Raw genomic sequence first — 17341 nt, forward strand, 5'->3', positions numbered from 1 at the left:
CTGAATTTCCGAATGCGTAAAAAGCTGACACCCACGGATGGGCACGGCCATATTTCACGTTCGCTTTTCCCTCCATTCAGTCGCTTGAATTTATCCCCCGTTGCCGCCCATCAACCCGCTCATGCGCAGCACACGCCGCCCAATCGCTTGCCCCAGCACTTTCGCGCTGCCGGCATGGGCCAGCGTCAGCCAGGCCTTTGCTCGGGTGATCCCGGTGTAGATCAGCTCGCGCGTCAGAATCGGATTCAGGGTGTCGGGCAAAACCAGGACGGCATGGGTGAATTCCGAGCCCTGTGACTTATGCACCGTGAGCGCATAGACCGTTTCCACCGCCTGCAAACGGCTCGGCAATACCCACTTGATGCCCTGAGCGTCATCCCCTGCCGGAAACGCCACGCGCAGACTCCAGCCCTGATCGCCAACACCCGGTCGCCTCAGGGTGATGCCGATGTCACCATTCATCAGCCCCAGGCCATAGTCGTTGCGGGTGACCAGTACCGGGCGCCCGAGATACCAGCCTTCGCTTGCCGGAATCAGATCCGCCTCGTGGAGCAGGTGGGCAATGCGCTGGTTGAGCCCTTCCACCCCCCACGGACCGCGTCGCAACGCACTCAGGATTTGGAACTGGCCGTGGGCTTGCAGTATTTCTCTCGCCCAGGCATCGAATGCTTCCGGGCTCGCTTCAAGCTTAGGTTGCCCTTGGCGCAAGGTGTCGAGGTAATGGCGATAGCCGTAGCGCACGGGTTTGCTCTCTGAACGCTCAGGAGATTTAGCGGCTTGCCCAATCTCCATGCGCCCCTCGATGACCAGTGCCCGGAATGGCCCGTCGTCGCTGTGGGTGAGCGGCAGCAAGGCGAGATCGGTATAACCCGCCTTCCAGATTTTACCCACCGCCGCCGTATCGCCGGCATTGACTGCTTCGGCCAGTTGTCCGATGCCACTCTCGGCAGAAAAGCGGAAGCTGTGACGTAGCATCACGACCGCCTGGTCGAGCACAGTCCCGGCTTCGTCGATCAGCGCCGGGTTGATCCGCACGTCGGTGGCGGCCAGCAGCCAGTCACCGGTGGCCGGCGTGTAATGGCCCTGCCCCGCGCGTTGGCAGAGTTCGCCGAGCACGGCACCGGCCTCCACCGAAGCGAGCTGGTCCTTGTCACCCAACAGAATGAGTCGCGCCGAGGCCGGCAAGGCTGCAAGCACCGCGGCCATCATTTCCAGGTCGACCATCGACGCCTCGTCGACCACCAGTACGTCGAGGGCCAGCGGATTGCCGGCGTGGTGGCGGAAGTGCCGGGTGTCGGGACGGCTGCCAAGCAGCCGGTGCAACGTTGTCACTTTCACCGGGATGGCGGCACGAACCAAATCCCCCTTGGTCAGGCTGTCCAGCGGCAGTTTGGCCACCGCGCTGGCTATCGATTCATTCAGGCGGGCCGCCGCCTTGCCGGTCGGAGCCGCCAGGCGAATGCGCAGGGGCCGTGCCGGCCGATCGCCCAATGGTGCCGCCGCCAGTGCCAGGGCCTGCAACAGCGCAAGCAGCTTGACTACCGTCGTTGTCTTGCCGGTACCGGGGCCGCCGGTGATGATGCTGAAGGCGCTGCGCGCGGCGAGCGCACAGGCCAGTTTCTGCCAGTTAGGCGATGGCCCCGGCTCGGATGACACCGGGAAAAGGCTCTCGAGTGTCTGGCGCAACGCCGGGATCGGCAGCGCCGCCTGCAAGGTGGGCGATGTCTGAAGGCGCTGATCGATTCCGGCGCGCACGTCCTGCTCGTATTGCCAGTAGCGGCGCAGATAGAGGCGCGAACCGACGCGGACCAGCGGGGTGTCACCAGACCCGGAAGCCACCAGGACGGTATTTTCCAGGGCTACCTGCCACTGCGTCAGGCTCAACCCGGCCAGCACTTCGCCGGGCAGTTGCGCCGGATTCCCGGATTCTTCTGCGTACGTACCTTCGGGGGGAAGCGACAGGGCAAACGCCGGGTCATCCAGGGTGGCCGCCAGATCCAGGGAAGCGTGTCCGCGCCCGAGCTGATGACTGGCGAGGGCCGCCGCCAGAATCAGAAACGGGGGCGCATCCGGCACTTCGCGCCAGAGGAAATCGGCAAAGGCCGTATCGAGCTGGCGTAACCAGCCGCGCGCCGCCCAGTCGGTCAGCAGATGCTGCATGTGGCCCTTGCTGTCCAGGGTTTCGGGGGCGAACGGGGTAGCAGGGGCGGTCTGCGGAAGGCCGGGGGTCATACCGGGGTTCATGCGATTTCCTTTGCGGATTTTTGCACAAAAAGTTCATCGAGCGCTTCGATCAGGGCCCGTGGTGGGCGATCGGTGTGCAGGCCCTGACCGGGCGCATGCAGGCCGCGCAGGAAGACATACACCGCCCCGCCGACGTGGCGGTCGTAGTCGTAATCGGGCAGCCGGGCCTTGAGCAAGCGATGCAAGGCGAAAATATACAGGACGTACTGCAGGTCATAGCGCGCGTAGAGAATCGCCTCGCACAGCGCTTCCGGCGTATAGGCGGCATCGTCCGGTCCCAGCCAGTTCGACTTGTAGTCGGCCACGTAGTAACGCCCATCGTGCTCGAATACCAGGTCGATAAAGCCCTTGAGCATGCCGTTGAGTTGTCCCGGCTCGAGCGCTGGACGCGGCGCCCCAGCGAGGGTATGGGCACGGATCAGTCGGTCGATTTGCTCGATATCGACGGTGTGCGTCGCCAGCCAGAACTCCATTTCAGCCATGGAGGAGGCCAGTCCGGCCAGCGAGAACGAGGCCGCCGGAACGCCATCCATCGCCGGGAGTTGCAGCGGTGTGATCAGAAAATCCTGAAGCCAGGCGGTCAGTGGCTCGATCCAGTGATCCCAGCCGCGCAAATTGCAGCGTCGGGCAATCATGTCTCCCAGCCGCACGGGGCGTGCCGCGACCTTCGCGAAGCCCTGGGTGGCCACCGATTCGAGCAGATTATGCAGAAAGCTGCCCACCTCGGCGCCGCGCGGAAGCCCGTGCAGCGAGCCGGGGAAAGGCGCTGCGGCGGCCGGTCCAATTGCCTGGGGCGTTGCCGGGAGTGTTGTCGGGGCGGGCAAGGCGGCCAGCGCAGCCCGTGTTTCACGGAATACGTCCTCGGCCGGGGTGTCGGGCACCGTGAGACTGTCGGCACCGACTGTCTTCAGGGTCGAATAGCTGGCGATCCACCAGTGTTCGCGAACCGCCCGTTGCGTCTGGCGCGCCTTACCGCTGACGGTCGTCGGACCCCGTGTCTTGAAGCGCTCGTTTGTGGCCTCGGGGGCCGGGGCGACCACGATGTGTTCGCATGATCCGCGCAAGTCATTCAGCAAAGCCGCGAGCGCACCGGCTGCCAGCGCCTCTCCACCACGAAGGAGGTAACCAAAGGCGCTACGCTCCAGCGAGGCCAGCGGGGCGATACCGACCCAGGTCGCGTAACGGGCGCGGGTGAGTGCCACATAGAGTTTGCGCATGTCTTCACCAAGGCGCTCGCGGTCGGCCAACTCGAGTACGCCATCCTCATCGGAGAGCGCAATCTGCAAGCGGCCTTCCTCGTCATGATATTTCAGCGGCAGGTCATTGGTTTTGGTCCGGCGGTAGCCGCAGGCAAATGGCAGGAACACCAGTGGATATTCAAGACCCTTGGATTTATGCACAGTGACCACTTGCACCAGATCCGCATCGCTCTCCAGGCGGATCTGCCGAGCATCACCCCCGGCACCCTGCCCGGCCTCCCGCAGTTGCTCGGCGAGATAGCGAATGAGGGCGTGTTCGCCATCGAGCAGGAGGCTGGCCTGCTGCAGCAGTTCAGCCAGGTGCAGCACATCGGTGAGGATGCGCTCGCCGTTTTGCGGACTGTCTCCCGTTCTTCGTCCACTGTCACCGAGCAGCCGGGCCGGTACCTGGAAATCGTTGAGCAGCCGGCGCAGCATGGGCAGCACACCCTGCCGACGCCAGCACTCGCGGTAACTGCGAAACTGCAGCACACGGGCTTCCCAGGCCAGTTCGTCGTGGTTGAGGGTATCGAGTTCAGGGTAGCTCAGGTTGAGCGTCGCAGTGGCGAGCGCCGCACGCAACAGACGCGCGTCGTCGGGTTCCGCGCAGGCGGCCAGCCAGTGCTGCAACTCGGCGGCCTGGGCGCTGGCAAACACCGAGTCCTTGTCGGACAGATAGACGCTGCGCACCCCGCGTGCCGCCAGTGACTTGCGGATGGCAACCGCCTCGGTCCGGTTATTGACCAGCACGGCCATGTCCGCCGGGCGCAGTAATTTCAGAAGGGTCTCGGCACCGAACCCCGCCTTCCCGGCCTGGCCCAGATTGAGCAGGCGCACCATCTCGCTGGCGCAGGCTTCCGACATCAGGTCGAGGTAGTCTGTCTTGCTGATCGGCTTCGCCTCGTTCTCGGGTAGTAACCACCAGGCCGTGAGTGCCGGCAGTTGCACCCCTTCGGCCTGAAGCATGTCTTTGCGTCCTTGTGCATCGGCCGTGACAAAGGGAACCGGGTTGCCGCTCTCGCTGCGGAAGAGAAAAGCCCCTGCACCCAGCGTGCGTGTTTCCGCCGCTTCAAAGCAGCGATTGGTCGCAGTGACCATGGCGTGGGTCGATCGGAAGTTCTTTTTGAGGGTATAGAGCCGGCCGACGCTCGCCAGCCGGGCGGCCAGGTAGGTATGGATATCCGCGCCACGAAAGGCGTAGATGGCCTGCTTGGGGTCGCCAATGAGGATCAACGCGGTCTCGGGGTCGTTCTGCGCGACGTGATACACCGCATCGAAAATCCGGTACTGCACCGGGTCGGTGTCCTGGAATTCATCAATCAGCGCGACCGGAAACTGCCGCCGGATGATTTCGGCCAAGCGCAGGCCATTGGGGCCATGCAGGGCGTCATCGAGCCCGGTCAGCAGATCATTGAAACCCATCTGGGCATGGCGGGCCTGCTCTGCGTCAAAACGCTCTGCGACCCAGCAGGCGGCGTGGCGCAAAAGATCGTTGCGGGCGGTCGGCAGTGCTTTCAAAGCCGCCTGGAGAACCAGGATGGCATCAAGGGCGGGGTGCTCTGGAGGGTCCCCCTTGATCCAGACCTCTTTCAATCCCGCCGGGGTCAGGCGTGTCCAGCCGGTGTCGGTAAGTTCGGGCTGGAGCGCTTGCGGATCCACAGCCCACGCGCGTAGCGCCTCAAGCCAGGGTAGGTAGAAGCGCGCCTGCAGTCTTTGCCTATTGACGCAATTCCCCGCGACGGCGTCGTTAAGCAATTCCTTTAATTCCTCTACCCAGCTCGCCCAAGGTGCCTTCAGTTTAGCTAGGCGTAGCTGTTTTTCCGCGCGCGCGGCCAGCAAAGCCACCGCCGGTTCACCCGTGGCAGCAAGCAGGCCGGCGTGCTCGACAAGATTGCGCAAGTTACTCTGCAAAACTGCCGGCCCCGGCCACCAGGGCAGGACTTCGGCCACGGAGGGCGCATCGAGCGGCGCCATGAAGGTGCGCCAGTAGTCGCGCACGACTTCGGAGAGCAATTCGCTCTGATCGGTTTTCAGTGTCTGGGTAAACAGGCTGTCGCTGTCAAAGGCGTGTTCGCGCAACATGCGGTTGCACCAGCCGTGGATGGTGGACACGGCGGCCTCGTCCATCCACTCGGCGGCCAGTTGCAGTTTGCGCGCACAGCCGGTCCATTGTTCAGGCGGGTACTCGGCGCGCAGGTCATGCAGCAGGTCTTCCCCGGCGGGCCGGGCCGTGATGCCCGCCGGGTCGGCATAGAAACAGACGGCGGCTTCGGCCAGACGGCGGCGGATCCGGTCGCGCAGTTCCTGGGTGGCGGCATCGGTGAAGGTAACGACAAGAATCTCGGGCGGGGTTAGTGCACGAGCGTACGCTTGCGCCTGCCCGTGGCCCAGCACCAGACGCACATAGAGTGCGGCAATGGTGAAGGTCTTGCCGGTGCCGGCACTGGCTTCGATCAGCCGGCTGCCATGCAGCGGAAAACGAAGGGGATCGAGCACTTCGGGAAGGGCCTCAGGAAGCGCTGGAATAGTCGGGAAAGAGGGGGTGCTCATGCGGCGACTCCGGCATCTGTTTGTGGGGCGGGTTTGTCGGCTTTCTTGCGTTCGGCAGGGATCGCGCGCTGCAGCGGACGCAAAAGGGATTCGGCGAGTTCGGCAAATTCCCCGTCCGCAAAAAGTGCGTCAAAATCCGGGTAGGCGCGTTGCAGATACGCACAGGTATCGACCTCGCCCTGTTGCCTGTAGCCGCCCTCGTAAGCCTGGCGTGCGGCGTCCATGGCCTTGTCAAGGGTCGAGACAGGGAATGGCGGCGCCACCGCCGGCTCGCCGTCACGGCGTTCAGCCGCGTTAGCGGTACCTTCCGTACCGCCAGTAACCTTAACTGGGGCGGGCATGACTTTGAGCCAGGCAAACGCGGTTTTGGCCGCCAGGGGCAGCGGTCGGCGCATGCCCAGTTGCCAGGCGGCCAACAATGTTTTGAGGTGTGCCTCGGCTTCGCTGATCGCCATGGGTTTGAGTTCGATCTCGCCTTTCAGGCTGACGATCATCGTCGTGAGCGGCCCGCCGGCCAGGTGACTGGCCAGATGCGTGACCCAATGGCGAATCATCTTGTCGCCGCGATAGTGCTTGGTCTTGTCGACGAGATTGCTCGTCTCGAGCACGACCCGGCCGCGCTCGCCGGTGTCCGACATCCGGATGCCGCCCAGCCAGTCCGCCACGTCCAGCGTCTGTCCGTCGATGTCGGCGGAAAAACGGATTTCCTCTTCGCCTTCGCTGATCCGGGGCCAGCGCAGTAGCGCCGCCTGATAGCGCTCGAAGAGATCCGGCATGGGTTCGGCCAAGGTGGCCGCCATGTACTCGCCAAATCCGCCGGCAGCCAGTTCGCCGCGGCGATGGATGCGGGCCAGCTGAGCAGCGCAGGCCGTTTCAATCACCTTGCCGTCTAGCAGAGCGTTTTCCTGGGCACGAATAAGTTCGTCCTGCAGCTTCCAGTTGCCCAGCCCGTCGAGTTCAAAGGGCTCCTGATCCTCGCTCGCCGGGTCGTCGCGCTCAAAAGACACGTTCAGCCGTTGCCGGAAAAACGTCTTGACCGGGTCCTTCAGGAAGCTCGCCAAATCACGCACCGAAAGCGGCTCATCACGGAGCAGTGGCGGCAGCAGGCCCCCTGCCGTGGATCTGACTGCCTCCCGAGGGAGTTCGGCGCCGTTACGCCATTCGTGGGCATAGGTAAAGAGCGGTGAGGAATTCGGCTGGACCCTAAAATAGTCGGGGCTGAAGGGCTGCAGCCGGTGTTCGACGGTGAGCGCAGCGAGCAGCGCTTCGCCCCCTTTGGTCGCTTCGCCGGTGAATCCGGCCAGTTTCCAGCCGGACGCAAAGTGGTCGCGCAACTGGCCGATCAGTACCGATGGCGGGCGCGTCGTATTGTCGTTGATGCTGCGCCCCACCCAGGAGATGTGCAGGCTGTCGCGCGCGGAGAGGAGTGCTTCGAGAAACAGGTAGCGATCATCTTCGCGCCGGGAACGGTCGCCCGGTCGGTAATCCTTGCCCATGAGATCGAAATCCATCGGTACCCGGGTGCGCGGGTAGTCGCCGTCGTTCATGCCGAGCAGGCAGACGTGGCGGAAGGGAATGGCGCGCATCGGCATGAGCGTGGCGAAGGTCACCGCGCCGGCAAAAAAGCGTTGCGACAGGCCGCCCTCGTCCAGTTGGGACAGCCAGTAATCGCCAACTACCGACAAGGGCAGCGTCTCATTAAGTGCCGCCTCGTCGCACGCCTCCAGCCAGCGTTGCAGGGCGCTGTCGAGTTGCTGCAGGGTATAGGCATCGCCACTTTCCTCCGCCAAGAAGAAATCGGCCATCAGTGCGCGCAGGCGTGCGCACCACCCGCTGACCGGCGCCGGTTCGCGCAGGATTCGCCAGGTGGCGTCCAGCCGGTCGAGGAGGTGCACCAACGGTCCGAGCAAGGCGGCATCGAGCCCGCCGATTTCGTCATAGGGTTCGATTGCCTGCCAGTCAGTCGCTTTGGCCCCGACGGCGTAGCCGAGCAGCATCCGGCGCAGCCCGAATAGCCAGGTATTCGGCGCTGCCGGCTCGGGTTGAGCCGGCAAATCGAGGCTCGCGCGTTGCTCGGCATGCAGCCCCCAGCGGATGTTGGACCCACGGATCCAGCGATGGAGCAGCGGCAAATTCTCCTCGGCGATGCCAAAACGCAGGCGCAGCGCCGGGACTTCGAGCAGATCCAGCAGATCGCTGGCCGCAAAGCGCAACTGCGGCAGGCCGATCAGTTTCTCCAGAGCCTGGGCTAGCGGATCGGAATGGCGTCGACCCTGATCAGCCAGACTGAAGGGGATGTAACGCTGGTCCTGCACTTCGAGTAGACCGAACACCGCCTGAATGTGCGGAGCATAGGTATCGATATCCGGCACCATGACCACGATGTCGCGCGGGAGGAGGCTCGCATCGGCATTGAAGGCGGCGAGCAACTGATCGTGCAGGATTTCCACTTCGCGTTGTGCGCTGTGCGCGAGATGGAAACGGATCGAGCTATCCCGTGCCGGATCGACGGCCGGCCAGACATCACACGTTTCGTTGAGCGGGCGCAGGGCGCGAATGTCGTCCTGCAGTTGGTGCAGCAGGGTCGAGGCGTCGCGTTCGTCGAACAGGTCGATGCGCTGCCCGATCGCGGTGAAGTGTGGCAAATAGTTCGCGCGCGCCGCATCGCTGTCGTGCTCGTCGAGCAGACCGATGAAGTCGCGCCCCTGTTTGCCCCAGGCGGCGAGCAGCGGATGGGCATGCAGGTGCAGGAGTTCCTCGGAGATGATTTCGGGAACGCCGTTGCGGCGAGTCTGGCGAGCCTGTGTGGCGCCCAGCAGATCGCGGTCTGCAACGATGTCGGCCCAGTAATGCTCGCACGGGTTATGCACACACATCAGCACCTGCGTCCAGCGCGCCAGCATCGCCAGCACCTCCAGTGATTGACGCGGCAGGGCCGAGATGCCGAACACCATGACACGGCGCGGCAGGCCGGGCGGGCGGGTTTCCTGCGGCCAGGCGCCGGCCGCCTGCATGAAGGCCGCATGCACGGCAGCGCGCCCGGCATTGGACACGACCATCCGCCCGCCGGCTGGTGCGTTGTCCGCCCCCACGTCGGCCAGCAGGGCTCGCCAGAGAGCCGCCTGCCAGCGTTGCTCATCCGGCAATGAGGGACGTCCGCCCCGGGCTTCTATCAGCACGTCCTCCCCTGACGCCCAGGCGGCCAGCCAGTCGGCGCGGTACACCTGATACTGGTCGAAGAGATCGGCCAAGCGTTCGGCGAGTTGGAAGCGCTTGCGCCGGTCAGAATCATTGTCCAGAAATCGCTGCAGCGGGGCATACACCGGTTGGGTCATGACGTCAGGCAAGAGGCGCATCAAACGCCAGAGCAGGCGCGATTTGTCGAAGGGGGACGCCTCCGGCACCGCCTCGCGCCCGAGCACCGCGCGATAGGCTTGCCACAGAAAACTCGATGGCAGCGAGATATCCAGCGCGGCGGCAATCCCGCAGCCCCCGGTCGATTCTCCGTCGCCCTCCCCTGCTTTGACATCGGCCGCCAGCGCCAGCTTGAGCCACTGGGCAATGCCGTTGCTCTGCACCAGGATGACCTCGTTTTCCAGGGGAGCGAGCGGATAACGCTTCATCCAGGTCAGCAACAGGTCGCGCAGCGTTTCGGGGTAATTGCCATGGACCAGCATCAGGCCGGCCGGAAGGTGGGTTGCAGTCAAGTCAGGCTCCAGTGATCAATGGGCGTTGGGGGCGAACGATGGAGAATAGAGGTTGAGCCCGACAGAACATGTCGCATCGGCAGGAAAAAAGGCGGGCTTGTGAGCGTGGCGAGGTTTTCGGGAACGGATTGTCGAGGTGAAGTTGGTCACTTGGGGCGCCGGACTCCCACTTCAGGTCACTGCCTGAAGCGGCGGCCGAACGATAAATTTGCTTGCCACGCATTTGCATGGTCGCTCCCTGATTTGGTTAGTGCCCTGCGGCTTCGGACGGATCGGGCTCGCGTGAGCCTTCGCTATTATCCTGGCCTAAAGGCTCACCAGATGAGCTGATTGGAGAGATATCGCAGCACTGGCCGATGGCTTTTTTACGCCGTCGCGTAGACCTTGGCCATCTTGCCTATCTCGTCGCTGACCCTTGTCTTCAAGTCATCAGGCGCCATCACCATGCAATCGGCGCCGTATTTGAGGATGTCCATGAGCAATTCCGGATCGTTGCTATACGGCAAAGTCAGTTCATAGTGGCCGTCCTCAAGGAAACTGCCCTTCTGCTGCGGGTGCCAGCGTTCGCTGGCCACCCAGCGTGATCGTTCTGGCGAGAAGCGCAAGGTAGCCCAGCGTACGTTTTCTCCGGCAAAGATCCCATAGCCGGCACCCAGCACCTCGTTCAGTCGCTTCTCGGAAACATTCTTGGCGGGCTTTTCCAGTATTTCAGCGCGCCGGATCGAATCCACTGCAAAGGCGCGCAGGTCGTTGCGAACATGGCACCAGGCATCGAGGTACCAGTTGTTGCGGTAATGGACAAGACGCTGTGGAGAAACCTCACGTTGCGTCAGTTCGTCCTTGCCCTTGGCGTAATAGTCAATGATCAGGCGCTTGCGGCGCAACAGGGCTGATCCCACCGCCTGAAAGTTGTCGAGATGGAATTCGCGAGCGCCCACCGTTTCGATGTGAATCCGCCGAACGATCTCTTCGACCGGGTTGTCGGCGGTACCAAGCAAGGCGGTCAGCCGCGAGAGCAGCGGCTTGATGTGCGGACCCAGCATGCCGCCCGTGTCGAGGTTGACCAGCAGGTGCTGCATGGTGAGCAGGGCGTGGATTTCCTCGGCCGAGAACCAGAGGCCCGGGAGTTCGTACTGGGCGCCAACCCGGGGGGTAATGCGATCGTAGTGGTAGCCGCCGGCATCCCGGTCGTGGATGATCGGGGCATTGAGGCGGTTGCGCAGGTAGGCCAGATCCCGCTTGAGCGTGGCTCGTGAGACCTCGAGTTCATCCATCAGCGTCTGGAAGGAAACGATTCCGCGATCGTTGAGCAACTGGTCGATCTTGTAGTACCGCTCGGTCTGACTCATTGCTCTCCCCCGGTTCTGATGTCCGGGAGGAATGAACAGGGCGCCTCCCGCCAAGCTCGAAACGTGAGCCTCGGGAAGCATCTTAACCGGTTTGCCGATGCGCTGGCATAAGACTGAGGGCATAGAATGATGTTTGACCACCGTGTGCCCGGTGATCATGCGCGACGTCTTCCCTGCACTCGCGCCGGGCGTCGCCAGCAGGCTGGGGTTTCAAGTGGAATGAGGTTGAGGGTCGGTCCGCAATACACCTGATAGGCTTTGTGGCGAAGTTCTGTTTCGTAGCGGGAGAAGCCGACCAGACGGTCGAAGAGTCGTTGCAGTGTGTTCATTGGTTAAGGCCCGAACAATTGACAAGAGTTAAAACGCATTGCCAGGCGTGATGCTCTCTTTTTGGAATGTTTTTCCCTGAGCTATCGCGCAGTGCAATGGGATTGTCGAGTGTTCAGGGCTCGCCAGATGAGCCAGGTGTTCTTTGAATGGGGAAAGTGTTTAGCAGGAAAACACTTGCCCTGATGGTGGAGTTAAGCCATGCCCGTATTTTCACTCTCCCCGGGATTCAATGATCGTCGGAATGGCACGTTCAGGTTTACTCTGCCGCCCTTACAGTCGAATTCAAAACATATTGTTCTTGTGCTGCTGTTTCGATTGCATGGGGCCGAACCGCCCGAACCCGTTGAATCGCAGTTCGCGGATCGCAACCACGCTCCACCAACATACGACCTGCGAGCAATCCGGTGCGGCCAAGTCCGCCACGGCAATGGATCAGGATTCGCTCACCCGCGTCAAGCCGGGAATGCAGTTTGGGGCCAGTCAGGCCCCAGGCTTCTTCTAAGCGGTGATCGGGGATGCTGACATCAAGGATAGGAAGATGCAGCCAGTCCATACCCAGTGCGCGCACATCCTGCCCCAGCGTTTCAATGCCAAGCATTTGAAATTCGTGATCCTCAATCAGCGTCACGACTGTCGTCGCACCCCAGGCCCGGATAACCTTGAGATCTTCACTCAAGTTCCGATTCCAGTGACCTGGATCCTTTTTACCAGGACACAAAGTGAGTCCAATGCGCCCTTCGCCGGGCTGCAAAAGAACCTCGGCGATTTGAAGCGGTGAATTTAGGCTGTTCTTGATAACCATCAATTTTCTCCGGCGGGTATTCAAATGCTGTGCGATTTACTGGAGGAGAGACACCTCAACTGAAACCCCGGCAGTTCTGCATGGCGGTTGGGTCATTGTCTAGCCTGGATGATTTTAAGGTGTCCTTGCTCGCCATAGCTCAACAAGTTGGCATCTGCGGTAACCAGCGGTACGCCCAGATGTCTGGCCGTTGCCACGATAATGCGGTCGGCTGGGTCATTGTTAATTTCTCCAGGCAATCGCGTGCTGGCCACCGCGACCGCCGGCGATAGCGGCTCAAGTCGTATCCCAGGTAATGCGAACACGGACTCCAGCCAGTCACCGACATCGCGCTTGAGCGTCAGCCTGCCTTTACTTACGAGCATTGCAATTTCCCAGGGGGTAATTGCAGGAACATACAACGCATGGACCGACGCAGCCCGCTTTAGAGCTGCTCTTGCGATGGGCCCTAGCTGCGGGCTCTTCTCCAGTAGCCATACAAGAGCATGCGTGTCGATGACAAGCGCACTCATTGACAGGCCGACCACTCGTTGTCCAGCGGGGAGATGATGTCACCTTCGGCTATTACACTGCCTTCCAGCGCCCCGTACAGGTCAATTTCAGCCGGGATGGGCACAAGTTTCGCAACCGGTATGCCGCGCTTGGTGATGATCAATGGCTCCTTTGTGAGAGCCACCTCATCCAGCAGTTTTAGACACTTTGTCTTGAAATCTCCGGCGCCAATTGTTGTTTGCATGGTATAGCTCCCATAGTCGTCAACCATAGTCATATAATAGCACGCTTTGGACAGATTAACTCTAGGTAATGATCCGAGATCCGGGCGCGGTCCTGCTTGAACCAAAATGCCACGGGGCGGCACTTTGTCTCGGTGAATGCCAGGAAACCAACTTCCACCAAATAGAGCTACTTACTCAGGATTCGGCAAGTTAGGCGACAGCACCCTAATGTTTATGTGGGTTCCCGAAATGCCGAAGGTGCCGTGCTTTATTTGAGAAAACATAGCCGATCGCATAGAATGAAGGCCCCCGACTGGCAACCTATCCAAAGTCCTCGACCATTTGCAGCATCGCGTGCGATGGCGATCCATAGCTTACAAGTTTCACATCGAGATCAAATCCCTCAACAGTTTGTAGCGCCCGACGCATCGCCGCATGGATCCAGTCGTCGTCATTTCCAAAAGCACCACCGCCAAGTCGTGTCAGCAGAACGATCTTCGATGCGCCGCGCTGTGCATTCAGCACAGCGGCCAACATCGTGGCGTTGTACGCGGCCTGAAGGATTAGCGACGCGAACGCTTTCCAGTGAGCGCCAGACACACTGCTGTAGGCGATCGGGAGAGCCGAACAAAAAACCTGTGAAACATGCGGCCGGCCAGGTCCTTGGGCGTCTGTGACTTCTACATCACTATGCACACCGATCCGCAGTTTGCCACTCAATACGTCGATCTCCTTTGGCGCTAGTGCCCCAAGATATTCTGAAATCGCGTTGAGTCCGTCACTGGTGCATAAGGCGTAGCCATTACTCATGCTCCACAACGCTTCAACGGTCAGACCGACGGCTTGGCTCAGGATATTTCCAAGGTCAGCCAAGCCGTCAAACTGACGCTCACTTGTCTGGCCATGGCCACCTGCCACCGGGGCAAAATAGTTTCGGTATATTGTGGCCGCGCCCGCTGCGATTGCGCAGGCTGGACCTTGTGTTGAATCGTGCTGATAGCGTGTGACGCCCTGCTCCGGTGTCACTGTGGGTGAAACCATTTCCAACAAGTTGAACTGCGAGGCGACCTGGAACAGTGCTCCGTTATATTCCGGCGACTGGTGGAGTTTCCGTACGTCACCCGTCACTACGCTTACCTTGAGTCGCCCCGGCAGGCCACCCCCGCTATTTACCCTCTCGCGTAAAGTCTGTAGCGATACAAGTTCGAGCTCTCCAATGCCATAGCTTTTCCCGTTGACCAGGGAGTGAAGTTGGTTGCCCTCTACCTCAAGTTGGCGACAGGTTTCGTCGTAGGCGTTCTCACGAAATCCTGTAAGACGTTCAAACCAGTCCATAAGCAAATCCCTCTCTCAAAATTTCGAACACGACAATGAGGCTGTGTGAATTGCATGACTTTCCGGCCTAGGAAAACGCGTAACGCTTTCAAGTTGCTGGCTTACAAGATCACGTCTGCGACGTTTTGTGCACACATTCGTCGCCAGTTCTGGGGGATAAACCAACTCAACTTGTAGGCGAACCGCGATTGTGTCAGTACGCAGCACTCGCTCTCCCCTGCTATGAAACCCAATGGAACTTGCTCTTATCCAGAAGGGGTTCTCCGTCCCAGCGATAGGCGACGAGCTTGCCGCCTTTGGCGATGCTGTAATCGACGCAGGCCACCTTGTCCGACAAGAGTTCAGGATTCCCGGACCTCCAGTAATGGCCGATGAACAATGGCTTCCCTCCATCGTGACCGATGCAGACGTGTGCTGGAATCGGCTCATCAGGAAGCGCTTCGCGTGACGGGGCATCCAGCAGCGCGGCTTGCCGATATGTCGCCGCATCGGAATTCCACCAACTCGTGCGCACCCGGTAGCGTTTATGCCCATCCTTGTCGACGAAGAAATGAGGATCCGGCAAGGGAATCTCGATTCCCTTGGTCAGGGCTTCGACGGCCTTGAAGATCGTTTCATCGGGCGTATCCTTTTCCGCCTCATTCGCAGGCTCACGGCTGGCCTCGACCATCAGTTCTGCGCTCAGTCTGTTACCACTAGCGAGCCATTCACTGAGGTATTCGATGAAAGGCTGATGCCAGCAGGCATGCACGACACGAATCTCGTTTTCCAGCCATAGCGGCAGGGTCAGAAACCAGTCGATGACTTCCTTATGCCGTGGCGTGCCGATAGCTTCATTGAGAAACGCCTCGTGTTGCCTGTAGTTCTTGTCCCCATGCTTGGCTGAGAGGTGGGGACGCAGGTATTCGCCGGGCTGTTTCAGGTCAGGCAGGTACCAGGCAATGGCATTGAACTCGTGGTTGCCCATGACCGCCTGGGCACTACTGGCATCGACCATTCGCCGCACAAGATCTACGGTCTCGAGTTGCTTCGGTCCGCGGTCGATGAAATCGCCAACGAAGACGGCTTGCCGTTCCGAATGGCGCCAGGCACCCTTGCTTTCGCGGTAGCCCATGCTCGACAGAAGGGCCTTGAGTGCGTCGGCATGACCGTGGATGTCGCCGATGATGTCGTAGTTCATATTGATCCCCCGATGTATTGATCATGGATTGTGTCACGGGATGCCGGATTCAATTGCCATCCTCTTCAAAACGCCTGCCACAGGCTATTTCCCAGCAATCGCGGTTACGTTCGTATTGGCGATCAATGCGACTCCAGCGCCGTTCATAGGCTTGCCAGACGCGCTCGGCAAACTCAGGATGAACCTCGGTTGCTGTCAAACAGTGCCATGGATATCGGTCCATGAGTTTGAGTGCGCCACGCCAGCTATCAGCCGCAGGACTCGTGTGATGGATGGCCTGCTCGTCGATCATCTCCGGTGTCTGGTCGCCAACCTCGCGGATGAACTGCCACGATCCGCTGACCCAGCGTCCCTTGAGGGCGATGCTGCCGCCTTCGGCAAGAACGACCAGGATGGGCCTGAAGATGGTGCTGTCCGACATCCCGGCAGCAGTGAGCCACTCGATCAAATGGGCTTCGCCTTCTTCCATTACGGTCTTGTCCAGCACGCGCCGGAAGAAGCGGAAGGCTTCGACTACGTCGGCGTTGATCGCCAACGCGCATGCCTTATCGTCCGACAGGGGGTCGCAGCCGTCATGGGCCCAGCGCAGCCACGCCCAGGTCAGCGCCGGGTTCATGTCGACGCCCAGACCCCAGTCATACATGTGGCACAGCGCAAAAGCGAGTTGCCGGTTTCCGTCAAGGGCAAGCTTGACGAGATCGCCCCGATACTCGGCCAGTTTGCCAAGCGCGCCGGCATCTCCCAGTCGTGCAGCCAGCATGTGCAGTTCGCACGCCTGGACCAGATTCAGTTCGGTCCCACGCCCGACGCGATAAAACGTACTGAGTTCACCTAGGGCGGCGGGATGATTTTGTTCTGCAGCGCGGGCGATCCAGTAACCGGCCGTTTCTTCGTTCTGTTCGACCCCACTGCCGTCAAGGTAGCGCAAGCCGAGATTGAACTGGGCGGCCGCGTCGCCCTTTTCCGCTGCTGCCTCGAACCATCGTACCGCTGCTTCGGCATCGGCGGTGCACCCTGTGCCATTAAGCAGCAAGGCACCCAGCTGGTTCATCGCGTCAGTATCGCCAGTTGCTGCCGCCAGGCTGCACGATTGGAATTCGGCTTGGAGGTTCTGTGGAAGGCAGACATCCACGGCGCTGGCCAGAACTGTATCCTCGAGTTCCGTTGCAGTGACCCAGGCGTCAACTTCGTCTTCAGCGCAATCGTAATAGATGTCTTCCTTAAACAGGCGCTCCAAGGTTTCAAGTTCGTCCCCGTCAATCGCCTCCCCATCGAGCCGAGATATCCGGACGTCTCTGAAACCGGCCGTTTTGTACTCGTCCCAGGGATGATTGAACAGGTCAGCGAAGTCCACACCAGACATCTTCTCGTCGGCAAGGATTCGGCCGTAATGGCCTTCGAGCAAACAGAATGTCATGCAGTAGAAAGGTAGGCCGTCGCCACCGAGGCGGTAGCGTTGCTGCTTGAGGATGGATTCCCATTCCTGCCCGTCCATTTGGCGGTAAACCAGGGTAGCCAGGAGCAGCATCGCTGTATCATCAACCATGGCCTGCGGCGTGCAATCCAGTTCAAGGTAGTCAATATGGCGGCGCATCTCAGCATAGTCGTCCGCCAACGCATCGGCGGCAAACTGACGCTGCCACTGTGAGTATTCCTGATCCAGGCTGAGTTTTTTTGACATGGGCGACTCCTGTCTGATTACGCTGTTTTTGAAGGCATAAGCATCACTTTACGCGGCAGGAGGCTCATATAACGAGCCTCCCGAAAGAGATGCGCCATACTTCTGCAGCGAAACGAACTGGAGTCGCGAATACATTTCAAACCAATTGAAATAGCTGTCCAGCCCGCTTCATCGCCTTATATTCGCGATCGCTTCTCCGTTCTTCAACT

11 protein-coding genes are annotated in these 17341 nt (G+C 60.7%); all 11 read right to left on the reverse strand.

The genetic code is table 11. From position 1 onward, the window contains the following. Window positions 1-90: 90 nt before the first annotated feature. The 11 genes from recD to ACOYNV_RS01230 all read right to left on the reverse strand — a co-directional run bounded on the left by recD (window position 91) and on the right by ACOYNV_RS01230 (window position 17132). Complete coding sequence (gene recD / locus ACOYNV_RS01180; protein ID WP_422897898.1) at window positions 91-2244, reverse strand: exodeoxyribonuclease V subunit alpha; 2154 nt, start codon at window positions 2242-2244, stop codon at window positions 91-93. Further along, window positions 2241-6032: an exodeoxyribonuclease V subunit beta gene (gene recB / locus ACOYNV_RS01185; protein WP_422897899.1), complete on the reverse strand. Its 3792-nt coding sequence runs from the start codon at window positions 6030-6032 to the stop codon at window positions 2241-2243. Before recB ends, recD begins: the two co-directional genes overlap by 4 nt. Further along, entirely contained in the window at window positions 6029-9739 is a 3711-nt protein-coding gene (gene recC / locus ACOYNV_RS01190; RefSeq protein ID WP_422897900.1) for an exodeoxyribonuclease V subunit gamma, read from the reverse strand. Before recC ends, recB begins: the two co-directional genes overlap by 4 nt. Window positions 9740-10104: 365 nt before the next feature. Further along, window positions 10105-11088 carry a helix-turn-helix transcriptional regulator gene (locus ACOYNV_RS01195; RefSeq protein ID WP_422897901.1) on the reverse strand — a complete coding sequence of 328 codons (984 nt, stop codon included), beginning with the start codon at window positions 11086-11088 and terminating at the stop codon, window positions 10105-10107. 155 nt (window positions 11089-11243) lie between these two features. Then, window positions 11244-11417, reverse strand: a complete 174-nt coding sequence (locus ACOYNV_RS01200) for a hypothetical protein (RefSeq protein WP_422897902.1) — start codon at window positions 11415-11417, stop codon at window positions 11244-11246. 257 nt (window positions 11418-11674) lie between these two features. Beyond that, window positions 11675-12220, reverse strand: a complete 546-nt coding sequence (locus ACOYNV_RS01205; protein WP_422897903.1) for a cyclin-dependent kinase inhibitor 3 family protein — start codon at window positions 12218-12220, stop codon at window positions 11675-11677. A gap of 92 nt (window positions 12221-12312) precedes the next feature. Then, complete coding sequence (locus tag ACOYNV_RS01210) at window positions 12313-12732, reverse strand: type II toxin-antitoxin system VapC family toxin (RefSeq protein WP_422897904.1); 420 nt, start codon at window positions 12730-12732, stop codon at window positions 12313-12315. Then, window positions 12729-12956, reverse strand: a complete 228-nt coding sequence (locus ACOYNV_RS01215) for a type II toxin-antitoxin system Phd/YefM family antitoxin (protein ID WP_422897905.1) — start codon at window positions 12954-12956, stop codon at window positions 12729-12731. The genes ACOYNV_RS01210 and ACOYNV_RS01215 overlap by 4 nt, the downstream gene beginning before the upstream one ends. Window positions 12957-13257: 301 nt before the next feature. Then, window positions 13258-14271: a hypothetical protein gene (locus tag ACOYNV_RS01220; RefSeq protein ID WP_422897906.1), complete on the reverse strand. Its 1014-nt coding sequence runs from the start codon at window positions 14269-14271 to the stop codon at window positions 13258-13260. Window positions 14272-14491: 220 nt separating this feature from the next. Then, a complete protein-coding gene (locus tag ACOYNV_RS01225) occupies window positions 14492-15451 on the reverse strand; it encodes a metallophosphoesterase (protein WP_422897907.1) in 960 nt (319 codons plus the stop codon). Between the two features lie 49 nt (window positions 15452-15500). Next, window positions 15501-17132 (reverse strand): tetratricopeptide repeat protein, encoded by a 1632-nt coding sequence (locus ACOYNV_RS01230; RefSeq protein WP_422897908.1) that lies wholly within the window; start codon window positions 17130-17132, stop codon window positions 15501-15503. Window positions 17133-17341: the final 209 nt, after the last annotated feature.

This window comes from Propionivibrio sp. (assembly GCF_049316945.1).
Taxonomy (GTDB): domain Bacteria; phylum Pseudomonadota; class Gammaproteobacteria; order Burkholderiales; family Rhodocyclaceae; genus Propionivibrio.